The 21,612-nt window shown below is 71.9% G+C and carries 22 protein-coding genes; 10 read left to right on the top strand and 12 right to left on the bottom strand.

Annotated features, from left to right (window positions below; translation table 11 throughout):
• Positions 1 to 132 precede the first annotated feature (132 nt).
• Complete coding sequence (locus OG780_RS04335; protein ID WP_328444851.1) at positions 133 to 1,164, top strand: medium chain dehydrogenase/reductase family protein; 1,032 nt, start codon at positions 133 to 135, stop codon at positions 1,162 to 1,164.
• Between the two features lie 43 nt (positions 1,165 to 1,207).
• Here OG780_RS04335 and OG780_RS04330 read toward each other — a convergent pair whose 3' ends face one another.
• The 5 genes from OG780_RS04330 to OG780_RS04310 form a co-directional block, all read right to left on the bottom strand.
• Entirely contained in the window at positions 1,208 to 1,540 is a 333-nt protein-coding gene (locus OG780_RS04330) for a putative quinol monooxygenase (protein WP_328444850.1), read from the bottom strand.
• 121 nt (positions 1,541 to 1,661) lie between these two features.
• The gene (locus OG780_RS04325; protein WP_328444849.1) at positions 1,662 to 2,465 is read right to left on the bottom strand and encodes a phosphatase PAP2 family protein; all 804 of its coding nucleotides are present in this window, start codon (positions 2,463 to 2,465) and stop codon (positions 1,662 to 1,664) included.
• A complete protein-coding gene (locus OG780_RS04320; protein ID WP_328444848.1) occupies positions 2,466 to 3,419 on the bottom strand; it encodes a YihY/virulence factor BrkB family protein in 954 nt (317 codons plus the stop codon).
• Positions 3,419 to 5,155, bottom strand: a complete 1,737-nt coding sequence (locus OG780_RS04315) for a diacylglycerol kinase family protein (protein ID WP_328444847.1) — start codon at positions 5,153 to 5,155, stop codon at positions 3,419 to 3,421. Before OG780_RS04315 ends, OG780_RS04320 begins: the two co-directional genes overlap by 1 nt.
• A gap of 297 nt (positions 5,156 to 5,452) precedes the next feature.
• On the bottom strand, positions 5,453 to 5,950 hold the full coding sequence (locus OG780_RS04310; RefSeq protein WP_328444846.1) for a lamin tail domain-containing protein: 498 nt from the start codon (positions 5,948 to 5,950) through the stop codon (positions 5,453 to 5,455).
• 170 nt (positions 5,951 to 6,120) lie between these two features.
• Between OG780_RS04310 and OG780_RS04305 the strand changes: the two genes are divergently transcribed.
• From OG780_RS04305 to OG780_RS04290, 4 genes are all read left to right on the top strand, one after another.
• Positions 6,121 to 6,390: a DUF6400 family protein gene (locus OG780_RS04305; protein WP_328444845.1), complete on the top strand. Its 270-nt coding sequence runs from the start codon at positions 6,121 to 6,123 to the stop codon at positions 6,388 to 6,390.
• Positions 6,377 to 6,634 (top strand): hypothetical protein, encoded by a 258-nt coding sequence (locus OG780_RS04300; protein WP_328444843.1) that lies wholly within the window; start codon positions 6,377 to 6,379, stop codon positions 6,632 to 6,634. Before OG780_RS04305 ends, OG780_RS04300 begins: the two co-directional genes overlap by 14 nt.
• Before the next feature lie 280 nt (positions 6,635 to 6,914).
• Positions 6,915 to 7,523, top strand: coding sequence for a hypothetical protein (locus OG780_RS04295; protein WP_328444839.1), 609 nt, complete (start codon positions 6,915 to 6,917; stop codon positions 7,521 to 7,523).
• 185 nt (positions 7,524 to 7,708) lie between these two features.
• Positions 7,709 to 8,143 (top strand): hypothetical protein, encoded by a 435-nt coding sequence (locus OG780_RS04290; protein WP_328444837.1) that lies wholly within the window; start codon positions 7,709 to 7,711, stop codon positions 8,141 to 8,143.
• A 37-nt stretch (positions 8,144 to 8,180) separates the two neighbouring features.
• On the opposite strand, the gene OG780_RS04285 is transcribed toward OG780_RS04290, so the two are convergent.
• From OG780_RS04285 to OG780_RS04275, 3 genes are all read right to left on the bottom strand, one after another.
• Positions 8,181 to 8,840, bottom strand: coding sequence for a hypothetical protein (locus OG780_RS04285; protein WP_328444835.1), 660 nt, complete (start codon positions 8,838 to 8,840; stop codon positions 8,181 to 8,183).
• Positions 8,837 to 10,486, bottom strand: coding sequence for a serine/threonine-protein kinase (locus tag OG780_RS04280; RefSeq protein ID WP_328444834.1), 1,650 nt, complete (start codon positions 10,484 to 10,486; stop codon positions 8,837 to 8,839). The genes OG780_RS04285 and OG780_RS04280 overlap by 4 nt, the downstream gene beginning before the upstream one ends.
• Before the next feature lie 129 nt (positions 10,487 to 10,615).
• Positions 10,616 to 11,413: an oxidoreductase gene (locus OG780_RS04275; RefSeq protein WP_443062298.1), complete on the bottom strand. Its 798-nt coding sequence runs from the start codon at positions 11,411 to 11,413 to the stop codon at positions 10,616 to 10,618.
• A gap of 414 nt (positions 11,414 to 11,827) precedes the next feature.
• On the opposite strand from OG780_RS04275, the gene OG780_RS04270 reads away from it, so the two are divergent.
• Entirely contained in the window at positions 11,828 to 12,568 is a 741-nt protein-coding gene (locus OG780_RS04270) for a flavodoxin family protein (protein ID WP_328444830.1), read from the top strand.
• Positions 12,569 to 12,694: 126 nt separating this feature from the next.
• On the opposite strand, the gene OG780_RS04265 is transcribed toward OG780_RS04270, so the two are convergent.
• Positions 12,695 to 13,264 carry a TetR/AcrR family transcriptional regulator gene (locus OG780_RS04265; RefSeq protein WP_328444827.1) on the bottom strand — a complete coding sequence of 190 codons (570 nt, stop codon included), beginning with the start codon at positions 13,262 to 13,264 and terminating at the stop codon, positions 12,695 to 12,697.
• A 72-nt stretch (positions 13,265 to 13,336) separates the two neighbouring features.
• Here OG780_RS04265 and OG780_RS04260 point away from each other — a divergent pair, with 72 nt between their 5' ends.
• Positions 13,337 to 13,828 (top strand): FBP domain-containing protein, encoded by a 492-nt coding sequence (locus tag OG780_RS04260; protein WP_328444825.1) that lies wholly within the window; start codon positions 13,337 to 13,339, stop codon positions 13,826 to 13,828.
• Between the two features lie 256 nt (positions 13,829 to 14,084).
• On the opposite strand, the gene OG780_RS04255 is transcribed toward OG780_RS04260, so the two are convergent.
• Positions 14,085 to 14,741: a hypothetical protein gene (locus OG780_RS04255; protein WP_328444823.1), complete on the bottom strand. Its 657-nt coding sequence runs from the start codon at positions 14,739 to 14,741 to the stop codon at positions 14,085 to 14,087.
• A gap of 403 nt (positions 14,742 to 15,144) precedes the next feature.
• Between OG780_RS04255 and OG780_RS04250 the strand changes: the two genes are divergently transcribed.
• The 3 genes from OG780_RS04250 to OG780_RS04240 all read left to right on the top strand — a co-directional run bounded on the left by OG780_RS04250 (position 15,145) and on the right by OG780_RS04240 (position 18,217).
• Positions 15,145 to 15,564: an ATP-binding protein gene (locus tag OG780_RS04250; RefSeq protein ID WP_328444821.1), complete on the top strand. Its 420-nt coding sequence runs from the start codon at positions 15,145 to 15,147 to the stop codon at positions 15,562 to 15,564.
• 123 nt (positions 15,565 to 15,687) lie between these two features.
• A complete protein-coding gene (locus OG780_RS04245) occupies positions 15,688 to 16,209 on the top strand; it encodes a hypothetical protein (protein ID WP_328444819.1) in 522 nt (173 codons plus the stop codon).
• Between the two features lie 115 nt (positions 16,210 to 16,324).
• Positions 16,325 to 18,217: a glycoside hydrolase family 15 protein gene (locus OG780_RS04240; protein ID WP_328444817.1), complete on the top strand. Its 1,893-nt coding sequence runs from the start codon at positions 16,325 to 16,327 to the stop codon at positions 18,215 to 18,217.
• Positions 18,218 to 18,264: 47 nt separating this feature from the next.
• Here the strand turns inward: OG780_RS04240 and OG780_RS04235 are convergent, their stop codons facing one another.
• The gene (locus OG780_RS04235) at positions 18,265 to 19,086 is read right to left on the bottom strand and encodes a maleylpyruvate isomerase family mycothiol-dependent enzyme (protein WP_443062101.1); all 822 of its coding nucleotides are present in this window, start codon (positions 19,084 to 19,086) and stop codon (positions 18,265 to 18,267) included.
• Between the two features lie 466 nt (positions 19,087 to 19,552).
• On the bottom strand, positions 19,553 to 21,154 hold the full coding sequence (locus OG780_RS04230; protein WP_328444815.1) for a hypothetical protein: 1,602 nt from the start codon (positions 21,152 to 21,154) through the stop codon (positions 19,553 to 19,555).
• Positions 21,155 to 21,612: the final 458 nt, after the last annotated feature.

Here is a 21,612-nt window from a genome sequence, read left to right as displayed (position 1 = left end):
CGGGCCGACGGGCCCGGCGGCACCCTCCGAGTTAGAACCTATAACGAAAGCTCTTGACGCTCACGCCCGTGCGTTATAGCTTCTAACTAAAGCGATAGTAGATAACTCGCGCGGAGTGCAGTGGAGGTCGTCATGAACGCCGAAGGGCTCGTCGAGGTCGTCCTGCCGGGCAAGGTGGAGCCGGAAGGGCTGGAGATCCGGCACGGCGCCGTGCCGGTCGCGGGCCCCGGTCAGGTCGTCGTCCGGATGGAGGCGACCGGCGTCTCCTTCGCCGAACAGCAGATGCGCCGCGGGCGGTACTACGACCAGCCGCCGTTCCCCTTCGTTCCCGGCTACGACCTGGTCGGCACGGTTCTCACCACCGGCCACGGGGTCGACCCGGGCCTGACCGGCACCCGGGTCGCCGCGCTGGTCAAGGTCGGCGGCTGGGCCAGTCATGTGCGCGTGGAGGCGGCCGACGTCGTACCGGTGCCCGACGGCGTCGGGGCGGCGGAGGCGGAGACCGTGGTCGTCAACGGCGTCACGGCCTGGCAGATGCTGCACCGCAAGGCACGGATCGGCGCGGGCCGGACCGTTCTCGTGCACGGCGCCAACGGCGGCGTCGGTTCGGTCCTGGTCCAGCTCGCGCACGCCGCCGGCGCCAAGGTGATCGGTACCGCCTCGGCACGTCACCACGACTCCCTGCGCGAACAGGGCGTCATCCCCGTCGACTACCGCACCGAGGACGTCGCGGCGCGCGTACGCGAACTCGCGCCCGGCGGGGTCGACGCCGTGTTCGACCACGTCGGAGGCCGCAGCGCCGTCGACTCGTGGCACCTGCTGGCTCCCGGCGGCACGCTCGTCTCCTACGGCAGCGCCTCCACCCGGGACGACACGGGGTCCAAGCAGTGGCCCGTGCTCAAGCTGCTCGGCCGTGTCTGGCTGTGGAACGCCCTGCCCAACGGCCGCCACGCGTACTTCTTCAACATCTGGGCCGGGCGGGCCCTGTCCCGGACCCGGTTCCGGGCCCGGCTGCACGCCGACCTCACCCAGGTCTTCGGCGCCCTCCAGCGCGGTGACGTCACCGCGCGGATCGCCGCCCAGCTGCCGCTGAGCGAGGCTGCCGAGGCGCTGCGACTGGCCGAGTCCGGCACCGTCGCCGGAAAGGTCGTCCTCAATCCGTAGGCCGGGACCCCCGCCCGGTGCCGCGGCGGCTGTCGGACAGGCTTCAGGGCCGCTCCTCGACGACCATCTCGCCCAGGAGGGACCAGTCGTCCTGGGGGACCTTCATGTTCACGATGCGCGGTGTCGTGGTCAGGTGACCAGGCAGGGCCTGCTGGGCGGCCTTGAAGTGCGCGGACTGGACGTGGGACGCCCCGGCCTCGTCGTCCCGGAAGGCCTCGACCAGGACGTACTCCGTCGGATCGTCGAGGCTCCGGGACCAGTCGAACCACAGGCAGCCGGGCTCGGCGCGGGTGGCCGCCGTGAAGTCGGCCGTGATCTCCGGCCACTTCTCCGCGTCCTCGGGGCGGACGCTGAACTTGACGGTGATGAAGATCATGAGGGCTCCTCGGATCGGTGTCGAGCCATTCTGCGCCGCCCCCGGCAGGTGAACACCAGGGGCCTGTAGGCCGATCGGGGGAACCTCCCCGCGCCGAGGCGCGGCGCGCCCGGACGGACCGTCATGTGGCGGCCCGCTCCCCGGTTCCTCCGGGGGCGTCGGCTTCGGGCCGTTCGTCGGTGAGTTCGGGCTCCAGGCCTTCGCCGACGTCGGCGGGGGGCCTGCCCGTGTCGGCCCGCCAGGCCTCGAACGCCCAGGCGGTGAGGGCGACGACGGTCAGACCGAGCAGCCAGCCGCCCAGCACATCGCTGAACCAGTGAACGCCCAGCGCGACGCGGGTGAAGCCGACGCCGAGGACCGAGAGCACGGCGGCGCCCCAGCACAGAGCGCGCAGGGAGCGCGGCACCATGGGCAGCAGAACCAGCAGCAGCACGGCGAACGAGGTGGTGGCGGTCATCGCGTGGCCCGACGGGAAGGAGAACCCGGGCGCCCGCGCCACCGGATCCTCCAGCGACGGACGTGCCCGCTCGACGACCGTCTTCACCAGGAGCCCGATGAACCCGCCGGCCACCGCTGTCACCGCGGCCCACGCGGCCAGGCGCCAGGCCCGGCGGTACACCAGCCAGACGGTCAGCAGCGCGACAGCCGTGCGCAAGGTGACCGGATCCCAGACGCGGTCGGAGAGGAAACGCAGCGTGCTCGTCCAGGCGGGATGCTCCAGGGCGATCTCGTGCAGCCGGCGGGCGGCGCCCGCGTCGAGCCGGCGCAGGGGTTGCCACCGGCCCTCGATCAGGACGAGGAGCAGGCCGAACGGCACCGCCGTGATCGCGGCCATCGCGGCCGAGCCGAGCAGCCGGGCGCCGAACCGTCGGTCGGCCGCCCGGCGGCGGTCCCTCAGGTTCCGGACCGTCGCGCGCGCCGCCATTCAGACTCCCGGATCGGGTCGGACCGGACCGGGACGCCGTGCGCGTGAGGCCTCCAGCTGGGCGGCGAAGGACAGTCCGAGGAACAGGGCGATCGAGGTCAGATAGGCCCACAGCAGCAGCGACATGAAGGCGCTGAGAGGGCCGTAGACCGTGTCGAAGGTGCCGCTGACCCCGAGATAGAGGCTCAACAGCCAGGTCAGCGTCGTCCACAGCACGAGGTACACGGCCGCCCCGAAGGCCAGCCAGGTGTAGCCGGGTTGGCGACGGCGGGGCGAGCGGCGGAAGATCGCGCTGGCCGAGATGAGGGCGAGGAGCAGGCCGAAGGGCCAACGCAGCATGTCCCAGGCTGTCTTGGCGCCCCCGTCGACGTGGTAGACCGTCACGACGGCGGACGCCAGGTCGCCGCCGGCCACCATCAGGACGAAACCGAGGCCGAGCGGGATGCCCGCGCTCAGGGACATGACCAGGCCGCGCAGGTACTTCCGGTGGAACACGCGGTCGCGCTCGTTGCCGTAGATCCGGTTGGCACCGCGCTCGATCTGGCACATCGCGGTGGTCACGTTGACCAGGGAGAAGGCCAGCCCGAACCACAGGGCGACCTGCGCCCCGTCGCCCGCCGTGTGCCGGCTGCGGCGCAGCGCGTCGTCGACGACGTCGGCGCTCGGGCCCGCGGCGATCCTGCGGATCGTCAGTTCGGCGACTCTGCCGATGTTCTCGGTGTGCAGCGCCGAGGACAGGCCCACGAACGCGATGGCGAGCGGGATCAGGGCCAGTACCGTCTGGAGGGCGAGCGCACGGGAATGGCTGAACCCGTCGGCGTAGCGGAACCGGATGAACGCGTCGCGCAGCAGGGGCCAGCCGCCGTACCGGCGCAGCGACGCCAGGGCCTCGTCGGCCGAGAGCTCGTCGCCGGACATGGCACGGGTCTCCGGGACCTTCGTCGCGGTACCCATCACTTCTCCTGGGAAGGCAGCAGGACGGTCAGGGCGCCGGGCCGGACCTCGGCGGTGAGGCGCCGGCCGGGGTCCACCGGATCCCCGTCGAGCTCCCTGGACTGCGGCGCGTCGAAGGTGAGTTCGGCCCGCCGGAAGGTGAAGAACTCCACGGGGAGCCCGTGACGGTCGTCGCCCTCGGCCGTGAGGGTGCTCGCGGCGGACGGCCGCCGGGGTGCGGCGCGTCCGCGCAGCAGTGTCCGGACGGCCCGCAGCCAGCCGCCGGGTCCGCGCGGGTCGAGGACCAGGAGGTCGAGCAGCCCGTCGTCGGGACGGGCGGCGGGCAGCAGGGTGACCCCGCCCTGGACGGTTCCCACGTTGGCGACGAGCACCATGCGGGCCGTGCGGCGGAAGGCGGGGGACCCGTCCAGCCGGATCGTCACCCGCATACGGGGCGTGCGCAGCGTTCCGAACCCGGCCAGCGCGTAGGCGGGCCAGCCGAGGGCGGCCTTGGCGCGAGGATCGGTGTGCTCCATCATCGCGGCGTCGAGCCCGGCCCCGGCCATGGCGGCGAACCGGGTGGCGGGCAGGCCGTCGCCCTCGATGCTTCCGAGGTCGAGCCGGCGCGGACCGCCGCTCAGCGCGGCTTCGAGCGCGGCGACCGGGGAGAGCGGCAGACCGAGATTGCGGGCCAGCAGATTGCCGGTGCCGCAGGGGACGACGGCCAGGGGAACACCGCTGCCGGCCAGGGCGTCGGCGACCGCGCGGACCGTTCCGTCCCCACCGCAGACCACGACGAGCGTCGCGCCCTCGCGGACCGCGCGGGCGCTCTGTCCGGCCCCGGGATCGTCCGCGGTGGTCTCCAGGAACACGGGTTCGCGGTGGCCGTGCCGTTCGAGGGTCCGCCGCAGTTCGTGGCGCTCGGACTCGTCGGTCACCGTGGGGTTGAGGATCACGGCGGTCGTACCGGGGGGACGCTCGGCGACGGTCCGTGCGGAGCGTGCGCCGGACGGCACGGCGGTCACGGACGGGCCGACGAGCAGGGCGCGCCCCACGATCAGCAGGGACAGCCCGCCGTTGACGAGGCCGCCCAGGACGTCTGTGGGGTGGTGCATGCCCCGGTAGAGCCTGGCGGCGCCCACGAGCAGCGGCAGGAGCAGCAGCAGCCCGGCCACGACCCTGCGCCACGGCCCGCGGACCCGGGACAGTGCGAGAACCGCCAGACCCGCGTAGAGCGCGGTCGCCGCCCCGGTGTGCCCGGAGGTGTAACTCGACGTGGGCGGCGAGGCGTCGAGGCGGTCCACGTCCGGCCGGTTGCGGTCCACCGACTCGGTGATGGCCAGGAAGACCAGCGACTGGAGCGAGACGGCGACGGCGAGGAAGACCGCCTGACGCCACATCGGGAGGCGGGGTATCAGGAGCAGCCCCAGGCAGGCCAGAAGCGTGAGGGCGACGACCGTGAGGGTGTTGCCGGCCTCCGAGGCGATGGAGGACAGCGTGGTGAGGGTGCCCGTGCGGGCCTGTTCGAGGCGCTCGTTGACCGTGTCCTCGGCCGTCAGCGGCCACAGTCCGCGGGCGGGACCGGTGATCAGCAGTCCGAGGCCCACCATCGACGCGGCCTGGCCCGCGGTCAGTGCGGCGATGCGGGCGCTGGTCCGGCCGGTGCCCCGGGGCAGTGCGAACGAGCGGGTGGAGCCCACGGCTTCGGTGCGGCCGCCGGTCACTTCGGCGGCTCCGTCCGGTACGGCGGTCGGCATCGGGGACTCCCAGGGGCAGCGCGCTGCGGCCGGTTGCCGCCCGGGACGCGCTTCCTCCCGGGTCCACGGCCGTCTGCCCCCGATGGCCCCGGACAGGCCTGTCACGGCGTGGATCGGGACGAAAGCCCCCGGTCCTCGCGGTCGTCCCGTCCCGGGCGGAGCGACCGCGTCACGCCGGGAACGGCTCCGTCCCGGGACGGAGCGACCACGCGGTCGCTCCGTCCCGGGGCGGTCGTCTCCGGGCGGACGGTGCCCGGCGGCCGTACGGGGACCGGTCAGCGGGCCCCGGCGCTCGGCTCAGCCGTGGTACGAGATGTAGCCGTTGCCGTCACGGTCGTTGGCCGACTTGGTGTACGAGTGGACGTCGGCACGGGCGCCGGACGACTTGTACAGGTAGATGCTGTCCTTGTCGTTGTTCCAGATGAAGTTGCAGTTCTGGCGGTAGACGACGTTGCCGGCGTCCGAGGCCGTGCCGTGGCCGCCGCGGAGCTTGATGTAGTCCCCGGGCTCCAGGTAGTGGTTCGCCGTGAAGGTGAACTTGTTGCCCGTCGCGTCCTTGACGACGTAACCCTTCAGGTTGACGGTCGTGCCGGCCGAGTAGTTCTTGATCGTCAGGTACTCGTTCTTGCTGTTGCCGCTGGAGCAGCTGTTGGAGTCCCGGCCGGGCGCGTCGTACTGGACGCCCTTGATCTTCAGCGCGGACGAGTACTCCGTGGCCTGGGCCGGAGCCGTGGCGATGGCGGCGAGCGTGCCGGCAGCGGCGGCGGTGACGGCCAGGGCATTGCGGATACGCATGAGGAATCCCCCCTCAGTGGTGCGGATGGAGCTCCAGGAGCATACCGATGATGTGATCAACAGATGACGGAGATGTGTGGGACTCGTAAGCGTCCGCCGGCTTCGGACTCGCTGTGACTTCGCCCACCTCCTCTTGTCCCGACAAGAAAGGCATACCTAAGTTCTCTCCCATGGCCCCACAGAACCCCTCGCTCCCCAGCGACCCCGCCTCCGGGCCGGTCGAGTTCTCCATCGACCTCACCGCCCAGGAGGTCCAGCGGCAGGCCCAGGTCCTGGCCGCACTCGGTCCCGACTGGGACCCCCTGGAGGTGATGCGCCAGGAGGAGGCCGCGTACGCGCTTCTGTACTCCGGTCTCGACGAGCGGCAGCAGCGCGTGTACGACGACCTCGTCGCGGCCGGCGTGCTTCCCCGGCGCGGAGACGGCCGTGCTGCCGCTTGACCCGCAGGCGGACATCGGGCGGCGCGCCTGGGTGACCTGCCCGAACTGCGCCGACAGCCGCGGATGCGCCTCCTGCGAGCAGCGGCGGTCGTGTTCCGACCACTGGCGCTACCTGCTCTCCACCACCGGAAGCCTGCTCCACCTCCAGTGCCCCTCGTGCACCCATGTCTGGGCCCACGAGACCGGATTCGGCGCCACCCGCTCCTGGTGGAGCCGCGTCACGGGCGGCCGCCCCGGACGCTGACCCGGCGGGCCGGCATCGCGGGCGCGGGATGCGCCCACCCCTGATGACCCGCACGTCACGGCGGGGTTATCCTCAAGGGCCCCAGGCGGGTCGAACTCGTCCGACGCGCCGCTGTGGGAAGATCGCAACCCCGCACGACAGCAGTCCGGGCCCGCGCACGCCATCGCTCGAAGATTCGAGGACGCTCGCGGCCCACCGGTGAATGACGGACCGGCCCGCGCGGGTAAAGAAACTCCATGCGCATCTGCGCGAACATCCCACTGCCGAAGGACTGCCGGTCTTGGACCTCCCATACTCAGAATCTCCTGCCGCGCGACGTCCGGGACGCACGTGGACCGTCCGCATCTCCGGCCACAGCGACCGCACCGCGTCGGTCACCTGCTCCTCTCCCTGCGCCATGCCGCCGCGGTCCCGTGACCTCGCCGCGCTGCGCCGCTTCGCCGAGGCCCACATCGGGGCCCACGCCCGCGCGGCCACCGTGCACGCGGACGCCGCCTGCGCCTGCCGGCAGACGCAGTGCGCCTCCCACGAGGGCAGCCAGGTGCACTGCATGGGCAGCGTGCTGCTGGTGCTGCGCCATGATCCGGCCATTGCCCAGGTGTGGAACCTGATGGAAGTCTGCGCCGCCTGCGCCCCGTTGATGACGCACACCCGCGTCCTGGGCCGCGCGGTGCCGCACACCCGGACACCGTCCACGCCCTCCGCGCCGACGGCCGCCGCCGGTGCCCCCGCGGCCGCTCCCGTGGTCCCCGGCGGATTCAGCGCCCCGAGCGGCCCCGGTTTCAACAGCGCGGACGCACCCCCTGCACCGTCACGTCGCCGTACCGGCGGACACGGCCGCCCCCAGCCCCGGCAGGGCCGACGGGACCAGGGCAGGTCTCGCGGCTGACCACCCGGCCGGCCCGCACCGGGCCGACCCGCGGTCCCACCGCCACCGGGCCGGCCCCGCGCACAGGTCGTACCGGAGGGGGCGCAAGACCCAGGTCGGGACATTTTCGTGAACGGCACCTGTTCGGTTGAGAGTTCACCATCGACTGAAAGGTGTTGCATGACTTTGCGCAATTCTTGCAGGCGTTGCAAGGTGGCACGCAGCACGGCTCCACGGCCGCCGCTCTCGCCGACCCGAAGGACGCCTCCATGTTCACCACCAGCCGCCTCATCCATCCGCGCGGGCTCAGGACGGCTCTGGGACTGTCCGTCGCGATCGCGGGCCTGATGGGTGCCGCCGAGGCGCCCGCCGCCGCGCGAGACGCCGGTCAGGGGGTCCTCGCGGGCGATGCCGTCGACGCGACACCCGTTCCGGACTGCGTCCACTACTACAGCGACTGGCGCTACACGACCGTCGTCAACGACTGCGACACCACCGTGGACGTCACCGTCCAGTACACCGACGGCCAGGGCGCCCCGTGCCGCACCCTGCTTCCCCGGGCGATCGCCACCTTCGCCGGCTACGGCCCCCAGCTCAACTACGTCACCGGTCTGAGCGCCTGCACACCGTCGAGCGTGTGAAGTCGCCGTCACGCCGCCGGGCGGATGCCCGGCCTCGTCACGGGCAGTGGTACGTGAGCTTCGTCGACACCGTGCGGCGCACCGGCGACAGCAGGTGCAGCTCGGCGCGTGCCGCGTAGCTGCCGTCGCCCTGGAACGTCCACAACAAGTGCAGTGTCGCCCGCTTCTGGTGACGCGTCAGATCCTCGTGCAGGACGTCCGAGGAGGTGCCGTCGCTGCGGACCCAGCGGTAGGTGAGTTCGCCGGGACTGCCGTTGGTGGTGACAACGCCCGTGATGTCGGCGGTCTCGTCGCATCCGGGCGAGGGCGATCCGGCGCCGACCGCGACGCTTTCCACCCCGAGGGACGGCGCGGAGCGATGCCACAGGAGAAGGGCGGCGACGGCCAGCAGCACCACGGCCGGCAGCGCGTGCCGGCGCCAGGTCCGGCGGCGAACCGGCACGGCCGCGGGAGTCACGGCGACCCGGCGCATGGTGTCGGCGTTCACGCCGGGGCCGAAACGCAGCAGGGTGCCCTCGACCCGGTCGGGCGCGACGGCCCCGGCCTCGGCGTCCGACAGCGCGACGGTGGGCGAACTCCCGGTGAGGGCAAGCGTGTCGGAGGAGTCCGGCCGCTGGATCCAGTGGCTGCCCAGCACGGTCGCGCTGTAGTCGTCGTCGGGGGAGTGGGCGCCCGGGGCGCCGGAGTCGTCGTTCATCGCAGGGAGCACCGCCGGGTCAGGAGTTGTTGCCAGGCGCCGCCGTCGGCGGAGGCCGGCTGGGTGCCGGCCCGGACGCCCCAGTAGCAGCCCGCTCCCTGGAACGTGTGGTCGAGGGCGATGGTGTACTGGGTCGAACCGCTGCGCCGGTACGTCTCCGCCGCCCCGTCCTGGGTTCCGGCCTGCCCGCTGACCTCACCCGTGAACCACGCGACCGTGAGGGTGACCGGCCCGGTGCCGTCAGTGGTGACGGTCGCCGTCGCCGCCGCGGTCGCCGTGCCCGTCTGCCGGAACTCGCCGAAGGTGACGGACTTGACGTTGACGGTGAGGGTGGGCGACGGGGACGTCGTGGTGGGCTCGGACGTCGTCGTGGGCGGTGGCGTCGGAGGCGCCACGGTGGCCGACGCGGACGCCGAACCGGACGCCGAGGCCGACGCCGACGGCTGCGCGGTGGCGTCCGTGGCCGAACCGGAGGGCGAGGGCGGAGCCGACGCGGACGGCGAGGAGGACGGCGTCGGGGAGCCGGGGTCCGCCGTCGCCGTGGGGCCGCTGTCACCGGTCGGCTGCGCGCTGGTGGTGGCCAGTGCCTCCGCGGCCCTTCGGGGGGTGCCGAAGTCCGGGGCGTGCCGGTCGACGCCGTACGTCAGCAGGAGGGCCGCGACGAGCGCGGCCCCGGACACGAGCAGCGCGCGGAGACTCGGCTGCCAGGCCCGGAGCCAGTCCGGTGCACTGCCGAGGACCGTGCGCGCCGCGTCCGTGGCGTGGCGCGGCACGGAGGGGGCGGAGGGGATCAGCAGAAGGCACAGGGCCGCGAGCGCCGCGAGTCGCCGGCGGCCGCGCTCCTCCCAGTCCGGGCCGTACGCGCCGCCGGCAGTGGCCTCGAGTTCCGCGACGAAGTCCTCGGCGTGGGCGGGCCGTTGGCCGGGAGCCTTGGCGAGGCCGCGCTGGACGAGGGAGCGGACAGGCTCGGGGACCTCGTCGGCGGGGATGGGCCCGTCCACGTGCTGGAGGGCGAGTTCGGCCAGGTTCTGGCCCGTGTAGGGCTTGCGGCCGGTCAGGCACTCGAAGAACGTCGCGGTCGCGGCGTACACGTCGGCGGCGGGTGAGGCGGGGGCGCCGGTCCACTGCTCGGGAGCCATGTACGACGGCGTGCCCGCGATGCCGGCCGTGGTGCCGTCGGTGGCGGCGATCCCGAAGTCGACGAGCTTCGACGTGCCGTCGGTGCGGACGAGGACGTTCTCCGGCTTGTAGTCACGGTGGACGACGCCGATGCGGTGGGCGTCGGCGAGGCCGAGCAGCGAGCCCTTGAGGAGGACGAGGGCGGCTTCCGGATCGAGGGGAGCCTGCCGACCGAGCAGGGCCCGCAGGCACACCCCGTCCACCAGTTCCATGACGATGGCCGCGCCCTCGGGCCCCTCCACGTACTCGTAGAGGCCGGCCACATGGTCGCTGCGCAGCCCGCCGAGCAGCCGCGCCTCCGCCCGGAACTCCTGCACGAAGCCCGGACGGGTGCGCAGCGACTCGCTGAGGTACTTGACCGCGACCGGATGGCCGGTCTCCTCGTGCACGGCCAGCGCGACGCGTCCGCTCGCCCCCGAACCGAGCTCGCGGGACTCGGTGTAGCCCGGTACCGCCCAACCGCTCATGACCCATGCCTCCCCGGGACGTGGGACCCGTGAGGCATTCCGGTGCCCCCGCGCTCCAGTCGTGTGCTGTGAGACACGATCGGGGCCGCTTCGGTTGCAGGCGGCGGGGAACGGATCGCCGGGTGTCCGTCACCCCAGTTCGGCGAGGTCCTCGGCGGTCAGTTCGAGTGCTCCGGCGGCGATGTTCTCCTCCAGGTGTGCCAGGGAGCCGGTGCCGGGGATGAGGAGGATGTTGGGCGACCGGGCCAGCAGCCAGGCCAGGGCCACCTGGGGTGTGGTCGCCCGGTGGCGGGCGGCCACGGCCTCCAGGTGCTCGGCGGTGACCGGCTGGAAGCCGCCGACCGGGAAGAAGGGGACGTAGGCGACGCCGGCCTCCGCACAGGCGTCGACCAGGGGATCGTCACCGCGCTGGGACAGGTTGTAGAGGTTCTGGACACAGGAGATCGGCGCGATCTTGCGGGCCTCGGCGAACTGGTCGGCCGAGATGTTGGAAACGCCCAGATGCCGGATCAGGCCCTCGTCCCGCAGCGCCAGCAGCGCTTCCAGCGGCTCGGTCAGGGAGGCCCCGCCGGCTTCGCCGACATCACCCATCCGGAGGTTCACCACGTCCATCCGGTCCAGGCCGAGTGAGCTGAGGTTCGCCTCGACACCACGGCGCAGATTGCCGGCGGTCAGGCCCGTCTTCCGGTCCGCGGGCAGGGTGATGTCGGCGCCCTCCACCAGGGCGCCCACCTTGGTCACGATCACCAGGTCGTCCGGATAGGGGTGCAGTGCCTCCCGGATCAGCTCGTTCGCCGACACCCCGTCACGTGCGTAGTAGTACGAGGTGTCGATGTGGTTCACCCCGAGCTCCACGGCGCGGCGCAGAATGCCCAGTGAGGTGTCCCGGTCCGGCCGCTCGCCCTGCGGCCAGCCGGTCAGCTTCATCGCGCCGTAGCCGATGCGCGCGACGCCCAAGTCGCCGCCGAGTTCCCATCGTTCAGTCGTCACGACCTCCACCCTAGTGTCCCGACAGGCGACGTTCGCCCCGTCGCGACGCCCGGCACGCTCCCCCGAGCTCTCGGCTTCGCTCAAGCAGGGGCCCCCATGACGCCGCTCCTTGACGGGCAAACGTTGCCTGCCGGGCACTGGATCCTGTCGTCCGGCCTGCCGCGTACGGCCCGCATCCGCACGGCGCGTGACACTCCGATGCGCGCCCTGTGCGAGGCGTTCCCGTGAGTCGGTCGAGGACAAGCCGGGGCATACACGAGACGCTGCCCCTGAGCACCGTCCGGACCCGACAACCGAGTCGCCCCCGTTTCCCGGCCCGCACCGCCGCGGCCCCGCACCAAGGAGTCACCCGTGACCGAGTCACCTTCGACCTCGGCAGCCGACGACGCGTACCGCTTCGAGGACCTGCGCGCGCTGTTCATCAACTGCACCCTCAAGCCGGCACCCCAGCTGAGCCACACCGAAGGTCTGGTCGACAAGAGCAGCGCGATCATGGAGGCGCAGGGAGTCACGACCGAGGTCGTACGCGCCGTCGACCACGACATCGCTCCGGGTGTCTACCCGGACATGACCGAACACGGATTCGCTACGGACGACTGGCCCGCCATTCAGGAGCGGGTGATGGCCGCCGACATCCTCGTCCTCGCCGGGCCGATCTGGCTCGGTGACAACAGCTCGGTCACCAAGCAGGTCGTCGAGCGGCTGTACAGCGGCTCGGGACTGCTCAACTCCGCGGGTCAGTACGCCTACTACGGGCGTGTCGGCGGCTGTCTGATCACCGGCAACGAGGACGGTGTGAAGCACTGCGCGATGAACCTCCTCTACAGCCTCCAGCACCTCGGCTACACCATCCCGCCGCAGGCCGACGCCGGCTGGATCGGGCCGGCGGGACCCGGCCCCTCGTATCTCGACCCGGGTTCGGGCGGTCCCGAGAACGACTTCACCAATCGCAACACCACCTTCATGACCTGGAACCTGATGCACATGGCGGCCCTGCTGAAGCGGTCCGGCGGCATCCCCGCCCACGGCAACCAGCGTTCGCGATGGGACGCGGGCTGCCGCCCGGACGCCCCGAATCCCGACTACCGCTGAGGCAGGTACTGCGGGCGGATGGTCCTGTGCCGGACACCGGCGGCGTCGACGGTTGTCCGGCACGGGAACGGGAAACGCGGGCCGTCGGTGCGGCCGGCCGGTCGGCTGGTCGGCCGAGCGCCGGACTCAGGGCGCGGGCCAGTTGCGCAGCAGGGTGTCGAGGGCGTCCAGGACGCGTGCCCAGCTTTCCCCCGAGTCGGGGGCGCTGTGGCTGAAGCCTCCACTCGCCTCCAGGCTCACATAGCCGTGGAACACACTGCCCAGCATCCGGACCGCGTGAGTCTCGTCCGGTTCCGTGAGGTCGTAGCCCCGCAGGATCGCCCGCATCATCCGCGCGTGTCTGACGCCCGCGCTCGCCGCCGCGGTCTCGGGGTCGAGTCTGAGCTGTGCGGCGGCGTAGCGGCCGGGGTGTTCCCTGGCGTAGTCGCGGTAGACGTTCGCGAAGGCGGTCAGCGCGTCCCGGCCGGCCCGGCCCGCCAGCGCGGCGGCACCCCTCTCGGCGAGTTCGTCCAGGGCGAGCAGGGCGATGCGGGTCCTGAGGTCCTGTGAGTTCCTCACGTGCGAGTACAGGCTCGCCACCTTGACGTCGAACCGTCTGGCCAGTGCCGAGACGGTCACCTGATCGAAGCCGACCTCGTCGGCCAGCTCCGCCCCCGCCCGTGTGAGGCGTTCGGCGTTCAGTCCCGCGCGGCCCATGTCCCTACCTCTCCCTCGGCGTAACCGATTATGCATTTGCCTAAAGCTTTTAGGCAAATTACCGTGAGTCTTATGAAGTCGTTGACCGAGCAAGAGATCCGTACCGCGTTCGTGAACTGCAGCAAGGGTGAGGCGAAGCGCCTCTCCGTCCCGCGCGACCTGGCGGAGCGGCCCTGGGACGACCTGGACTACCTCGGCTGGCGGGATCCCCAGGCGCCTGACCGCGCCTACGTCGTGGCCGAGTCGGGTGACGGTCTGAAGGGCCTCGTGCTGCGCTGCCCCGGCGCGACGGTGGGGCAGTTGCGGCGCAGCATGTGCTCGATGTGTGTGACCACCCACACCGGAGGCGTCTCCCTGATGGTCGCGCCCAAGGCGGGGAAGGCCGGGCAGCAGGGCAACTCGGTCGGTGCCTACATCTGCAGCGACCTCGCCTGTTCGCTGTATGTGCGGGGCAAGCGGGACGCGGGCGCCGGCGGGCGGATGCGCGAGTCGCTGACGCTGGAGGAGAAGATCCAGCGGACCGTGGCGAACCTCGCGGCGTTCATCGCCAAGGTGACGGCCTGACCCGTGCATCGGACGGCGGCGGGCCGCGGCGCGAACGCCGCGGCCGCGGCACCGGACTTCACCGGCTCCCGCGGGACCTCGTCAGGTCCTCGCGGCGGCGGGGACCGCCTTCGGGAGAGGGCGCATCAAGGGGTGTGGTGCGTGGTCGCGCGGGACACACGCCGAGGGTCCTCGCGAGCGCCCGACCGTTCGCCCGCAGGGCCCGGGAGGCCGTGTGGACGCGCAAGTCCCGCACGGCGAACCGGGGTCGATCCGTTCAGGCGCTTTCCGTCTTCGCCTCTGCCTTGGCCTTCGTCTCCGCCTTCGCCGGCTGTTCCGTGCCGGGCGACGGCTCTTCGGCGTCGACGGCCGTGTAGAACACGGAAGTGCCCTGCTTGGCGCGGTGTGCATGGCTCTTGGCCACGAGGTTCTCGAGCGTGGTCCGGACGACATTGGTCTGGATGCGACGCTCGGGGTGGGTCTGGCCCAGCGCCGTGGAGACCTCGGCGGCGGAGCGCGGTTCCCGCTGCTCGGTGAGATAGCGGCGGATGAGTTCGATGAGGGTGGGCTGTGCCGAGGCGGTCTCGGCCGCGGGCTTCCTGGCCGTGGACGTCCGCGCCGTCGTGGCCTTCGCGCTGTCGGCCTTCCTGGTCCGGCGCTTGCCCTCGGCGGACTTGCCGGGAGTCTTCTGACGGGGCACCGAGGTCGCCGCCGTCGGCTCGGGGCCGGTCTCGACGGGCGCGGTCGTGGCCCCCAGCGCCTGATGCAGGTTGGTCAGGACGGCGTGGTCGTGGCGCAGAGCGTTCAACTGCTCCTGAAGTGCCTCCATTTCCCCACCGATGCGCTCCTGCTCTTTGGTGTTGCGCTCCAGGTCGGCGACAACCTGGGCCGTGTACTGCGATGTCAGTTCGGTGGGAGTCTTGGTGTCGGGCACGATGGGACCTCTCTTCGATGCGCGGTCGCACATGAACACACCGGGAAGGTGCCGTGGGGCAGGGCGTGTTGGTGTCGACCGGGCTGCATGGCTGGGCGACCGCACGTGGTGCGTATGCCCCGGCTTACAGATAGTACGGACAGTGTTGGCCCGTTGTTCCTTTCGCGTGCGGGTTCGCCCCAAAGGGGAGTTCGGGTCGTTCCACGGGACCGACTCCCTCCGTGCCGTCCGGGCTCCGTTCCGAGCACATGGGTGCCCTGCCCGAACTCCTCGGCGGGGCAGGCGTGGAGGGCCGCCGCGATGTGCCGAAGCGATCGGTGACGGTGCCGACTGTACGCATGTCCCGTGGGTACACGACCCGTACGGGGGGCACGGACGACACCGGCGGAAGCGAGGTCGCGTCATGGCGGTCAAGGCGATGGGCTGGGCGCACTCGTTCCCGGTCTCCGGAGGGGTGAGCGCCGGACGACGCTGGACCCGTGGGCACCTGGAGTCCCTGGCGTGGACGGCGGAGGAGCCCGAGACGGTGGACGCCGTCGTGCTGACGGTGTCCGAGCTGCTCACCAACGCCCACATCCACGCCCGGAGCGACGCGCATCTCGTGCTCACCTGGGACGGCGACTGCCTGCACGTGAGTGTCCACGACGAGGACTCCACACCGCCGATCCAGCGTGACCCGGAGCCGGGAGCGCTGTCCGGCCGCGGGGTGGGCATCGTGCGGATGCTCGCCGACGAGTGGGACATGAAGTGCCAGCGGCACGGGAAGACGGTCACGGCGTGTTTCCGGCCGTCCGGCGCCCGGCAGCGCGGGGACGGCGGCTGAGGCCCGCTCCCTCCCCGCCGCCACCCCGCACTGCGTACGGCGAGTCCGCCCGAGTCCGCCCGAGTCCGCCCGGACGGCCACGCCCGCCGGGCGTGGCCCCGGCCCGCCGCCTATCGTGAACGGGTGAGTGGCTCCAGCGTTCCGCCCGAGCGCGGGGATGGCGCATACCGGCCGGAACACCAGCGGACCGACTACGCGGGCGCCATCTACGGCTCCATCCTGGCCGCCTCCGTGGTGGCCACGGCCGGAACGACGGGGGAGTACCCGCGGCTCGAGGCCGTCGTGCTGCTGGTGGTCACCGGCCTGGTGTTCTGGGCGACCCATGTATACGCGCAGATCGCCGGGGAACGCATCGTCGGCCAGCGCTGGTCGCTGCGCCAGATCCGCCGGATCGGCACGCACGAGTGGTCCATCGTCGAGGCGGCCACCCTTCCCGCCGCCGCCGTGGCCCTCAGCGCAGTCTTCGGGACGAGCGTGGGCACGGGCCTGTGGATCGCCCTGGGCATCGCCGTGGCCCAGCAGATCATGTGGGCGTGCCTCGGAGCCGTCCGCGCCGGCGCCTCCCGCGGGCTGGTCGTCGCCGAGGGCTTCGTCAACCTGGCCCTCGGCCTGGTCATCGTCGCCGCCAAGGTCGTCCTGCACTGAGCACGCGCGAAAACCCCCGAATACCCATGAACACTCATGAACACCCCTGAACGCGGACGACTCGTTAGCCTGGAGCGGAGGGGGAGGCTCGGGTGACGGCCCAGAGGAGGCCGGTATGGCCAGCACGGCGGACATGAACTCCGGGGTCGGAGCCGACGGCGGGACCCATGGCGCGCCCGGTGGCCCGTACGGCACGGGCACCCCCCGTTACCTGCCGATCGCCGACCACGGCCTGATCGGCGACCTGCGCAGCGCGGCGCTGGTCGGCACCGACGGCACCATCGACTGGTACTGCTGCGAACGCTTCGACGCGCCCAGCGTCTTCGCCTCGATCCTGGACGCCGACCGGGGCGGCCGCTTCGAGCTCGCCGCGGACGTTCCGGCACGGACGAAGCAGTTCTACTTCCCCGACACGAATGTGCTGATCACCCGGTTCTTCGCGGACGACGGGGTCGGGGAGATCCAGGACTTCATGCCGGTCGTCGACGACTCGCGCGAGGCCGGCCGGCACCGCCTGATCCGCCGTGTGGTGTGCGTTCGGGGCACCCTGCCCTTTCGCGCGCGCGTCGCCCCCCGTTTCGCCTACGGGACGGTCCCGCACACCGTGCACGTCGACTCCGGTCAGGCCGTCTTCACCACACCCGCGCTCAAGCTGGCCCTGACGTCCACGGTGCCGGTCGAGGTTGCGGGGCAGGACGTGTGGTCGCTGTTCAAGCTGCGCGAGGGCGAGTCCGCGGTCTTCGCCCTCGACCGGATCACCGACGAGGTGGCTCCGCGGTTCTGCGCCGTGACGGAGGCCGAGCGGGACTTCAAGGCCACCGTGCGCTACTGGCGGCACTGGCTGTCGCAGTCCCGCTACCGGGGCAGGTGGCGGGAGATGGTGCACCGGTCCGCCCTCACACTGAAACTGCTCACGTACGCCCCCACCGGCGCCATCATCGCCGCGCCGACCACCAGCCTGCCCGAGCGGATCGGCGGTGAGCGCAACTGGGACTACCGCTATGTGTGGATCCGCGACGCCGCGTTCTGTGTGTACGCGCTGCTGCGCCTGGGCTTCACCGACGAGGCCGAGGCCTTCATGGGTTTCCTGTCCGAGCACGTCCAGACCGGTATACCGGAGGACATCGGCCCGGACGGCCCGCTGCAGATCATGTACGGCATCGACGGGCGCCGTGACCTGCCCGAACGCGAGCTGACCCACCTCGAGGGCTATCGCGGATCCGCGCCCGTACGCGTCGGCAACGGCGCCGTCGGCCAGCTCCAGCTCGACATCTACGGCGCCCTCGTCGACTGCCTCTACCTCTACGACAAGTGGGGGCAGCCCCTCTCCAGCGCGCACTGGGACAACATCCGCGGGTTGGTCGACTGGGTGTGCGAGTACTGGGACCAGCCCGACGAGGGAGTGTGGGAGACCCGCGGAGGCCGTAAGCCCTTCCTCTACTCCCGCGTCATGTGCTGGGTGGCCATCGAACGTGCCATGCGGCTGGCCCGGCACCGTGGCCTGCCCGCCGACGTGCTGCGCTGGGGCGAAGCCCGCGACACGATCTACCAGCGGATCATGAGCAAGGGCTGGTCCACCCGACGCAACGCCTTCACCCAGTGCGAGAACAGCGACATCCTCGACGCGTCGCTGCTGATGATGCCGCTCGGGAAGTTCATCTCCCCCACCGACCCCAAATGGCTCGCCACCCTCGACGCCCTGGGCGAGGACCTGGTCTCCGACTCCCTGGTCTACCGATACGACCCGCAGACGAGCCCCGACGGTCTCCAGGGCGAGGAAGGCACCTTCTCGATCTGCTCGTTCTGGTACGTGGAGGCACTCACCAGAGCGGGCCGACTCGACGAGGCCCGGCTCGCCTTCGAGAAGATGCTCACCTACGCCAACCACCTCGGCCTCTACGCGGAGGAGATCGGTCACACCGGCGAACAGAGCGGCAACTTCCCCCAGGCCTTCACCCACCTCGCCCTCATCAGCGCCGCCTTCAACCTCGACCGCAGGCTCGGCTGATCCCGCGGGAGGGTCGCGGAGAGCGGGCCCGTGCGGGGGCGGTGCGCTCAGGGCGCGGTGAAGAGGCCGGGGAAGCGGGGCGCGAGCCAGGGCTTGCGGCCACGGACGAGGATGCGGCCGCGGAGAAGGGGGCTCACCTGCCCCTGGCGGCCGAGTGCCATCAGGAGGAAGGTGACCGGCTCGATGGAGATGGTGCAGTCCGGTCCCGCCGGTGGCCGCTCGTCGACGGTCACCACACCGTCGGCCAGTGTCACGCCGAACGCGCCGCCGCCCCACAGCCGTATGGCGTAGCGGGCGTTCATCCCGGCGGTGTTGCGCGGTTCGGCCACCCGCGGCATCGCCGTGAGCAGGAACGGCAGGGTCAGCTCCACCCGGGCCCGGTCGAGCATGTGCGGCCGTCCCAGCGCGCGGGCGAGGTCGTAGCCGTGGCCGAGCATGTGCGTGAGCAGGTACGCCCCGAGCTCCGCCGGACTCATCGGGCCCAGCGGAGTGACCACGGGTCCCTCCAGGACGCCTTCGTCCAGTGACGCGGCACAGGCGTCGGCGTGTTCGACGATCATCGCGGCGAGGGGTTCGGCCCGCCGCTCCCCGAACTCCGCCAGCGACCGTTCGTTGGCCCCGGCGAGGCTCTGCGGGGTGCCGTCCCCGTAGGGGCGCGCGTGTCCCGCCGCGAGCTGGGCCATCAGCTCGTTGGCCAGAGCCAGATGTGCGGCCGCCTCGCCGACACTCCACGTGGCCCCGGGGATCCGGCGTTCCATGTCGGCGTCGGCCCGCAGCAGCGCGGCGATGTCCTCGGCGGTCTCGTGCAGCGCCGCACCCAGTCCCTCGGGCAGCTGCCTCCGCACGTCCTGCCCAGCCACTGAGTCCACGTCCTTGCCTTTCCTGCCGGCCTCGCCTCACCCGGGGCTGCGGGCAGACCCTGGGGAGGTGAGGCAGTAACGGTCACCGGGCGTACAGAAGACCAGGCATCGGCGGCAGCGACAAGACCCTGAACAGGGAGAACGCATTTCTGAGGCGGGCCGTCGGCGGAAAAACGGTCATTTACGCCATGGTGCCGGTCCGAACGGCTGAAAGAGCATATAGAGCCCACCCTGACCGTCGACCGGACCGGAACGGCCCGGTGCCCGCCCCCCAGCTCTGGCGCGCTCTCGGTCACGCGGACGGCGAGACTTCCGAAGCTGTGATCCATGTCGCGACGATCGACCTCATATGCCGCAGACCCACCCGCGAATCCACCCCCGACCGGCGCGACACCTGGACCGTGAACCCGGAACATACGGGCTCCCCTACGGCGCTGCCTGCGCGCATGAGCACGCCTGCTTCACCGGACCGGGCTCACACGGTTGACGGCGGTTTGAGCCCGAGGTGAAAGCGCAGCAGGCGCACCTGGTCCGGGCCGAGTGCGTCTTCGGCGTCGTACAGGTGTCTGGTGAGCGCGTCGGCGGTACGGCCCTGCGGCATCGAGTACGTGGTGGCGGCCTCGCGGGTGAGCCAGGCGGCGATGTCGCTGCGGGCGAGGTCTTGCATCGAAGGGTCGGCGACGAGTTCGAGGTCGATGAGCAGCCGAGTCCAGGTGTCCCCTTCGTGCAGCAACCGGTAGGCGGCCGTGCGTATGTGATGGGGGTTGTTCGCGGTGAGCAGTTCCCGCAGACGCGCCAGGTCGAGGCGGGACGCCCAGGGGCGCAGCGCGATGGTGACCTGCCGGGTGACCACGCCGGACGGGTCGGTGAGCATGGCGGAGAGGGTGTCCGGGTCGGCCGCGCCCAGGCGGCGCAGCGCGCGCACGGCCGCTGCCCGGCCGCGGGGCCGCGGGTGATCGAGCCAGCAGGGGATGAGGCCGGCGTCGTCAGCGGTCCCGGTCTCGCCGAGGCCGGCGATGGCTCCCGGCTCGGGGAGCGAAGCCGTGACGAGGCGCCGGTACTGCTCCGCCGGGTCGGATCCGGCGCGGCGCAGCGCGGTCTGAGCGACCGCCCGCACGGTCGGGCTGAGGTCGGCGAGCGCGGCGACGGCGGGGGCGGTGTCGCCTTCTCGGGCCAGTAGCTGGACCGCCTCCGCGCGGACCACCGCGGTACCGCTGGACAGCAGGGGACGGACGAGGTCGAAGGTTTTGGCCGCGGCCGCGGTCTTCACCGCGGCTTCGGCGCACCGGACCCGGGTCGGCAGGTCGTCGTCGTGTTCGGCGGCGTGGAGCATCTGCGTCAGGTCGAGCCGGCCGGCGGCGAGCGCGGTCAGGTGTGCGGTGCGGCGGGTGCGCCGGTCGGGGACGGCAAGGGCGGCGGTCAGCAACTCGACCGGACCTTCCCGGAACGCGGTTTCGATGCGGCCGGCCAGCCAGCGGCCTTCACGCCGTTCCCCCAGGGCCAGGGCGAGCGCCGCGACCAGCATCGCGGTGGAGGGCTCGGCGAGGCGGTGTTCGAGCGCAGGCCGGGCACGGTCACGGACCTGCGGAACCCAGTCGCAGGCCCGCAGCGTCAGCGCGGGCACCGCCAGGGTGTCGTGGAGTTCGGCCAGTCGGGCAACGGCGGCCTCACGGACATGGCCGTCGGGGTGGAACGCGGCGAGCGTGAGTCCCAGCGGGGAGTACTCGCCCCGCGACAGGCGCTGCACCGCGACCGCCGACCAGCGCGGAGCCCGCCACCACACACGGCGTGCCACCACATCGAGCATGAGCCACACACGGGGGTGCGCCCGCAGCAGGAGCTGTCCGGTTTCGGCAACCAGTCCGGGGTCACCGTTGCGGTCGACGGCGAGCAGCAGAGCGGCCAGTTCGTCGGCGTTGCGGTGATGCCGGGACTCGACGGCGGCCGTGGCGTCGCGGAGTTGCTGTGCGGTCGGCCGGACGGGCAGGCGGTCGTCGCGCAGGTGCGCCGGGACGCGGCGAACGTCGGCCCGGGTGCGAAGCCGCAGCAGCAGTTTCCGTACAAGGCCGCGGGTCACGGCGTTCCCCTTCCGGTTCGGCGGGCCGGCCGCTCGCGCTGCCGGAACCTGAGGATCCTCCTCGATCCACGGGCTGCGCGAGCGATTTCCGGGCGGCGGCGACACCGGGGCTTCCGAGGGGGCCGGTCTTCGTTGGCCCGATGCCGCCTGTCGGCCGTCGCTGCTTCGACGCGCTCACGGGACAGCCGCGCTCAGACGGCCGGCGGGCACCGGCAAGGCCGGGTTCGACGATGACGCTGTTCCGGGCACGGCGGTCGGCCCGGGCGGTTTCATCCCCGGCGCCGACGAGGCTGACCTGGAGAAGCAGCTGTGAAGAAGGTGGCGAACGGGCTCTCCTGGACGTGTCGTGCCCGGGTCCCCACGAGGGAGAGGCATACGGGGGAGAGGCGTACCTGTCGCGTCAGCCGCACGAGGGGCGGCTCCTGGTGCGCTGCCAGAGGAGTTTCACATGTTCCGTG

Source organism: Streptomyces sp. NBC_00386, from assembly GCF_036063235.1.
In the GTDB taxonomy this organism is placed as follows: Bacteria; Actinomycetota; Actinomycetes; order Streptomycetales; family Streptomycetaceae; genus Streptomyces.
The sequence above is the reverse complement of the archived record's forward strand: the minus strand, read 5'-3'. Positions and strand labels throughout refer to the sequence as shown.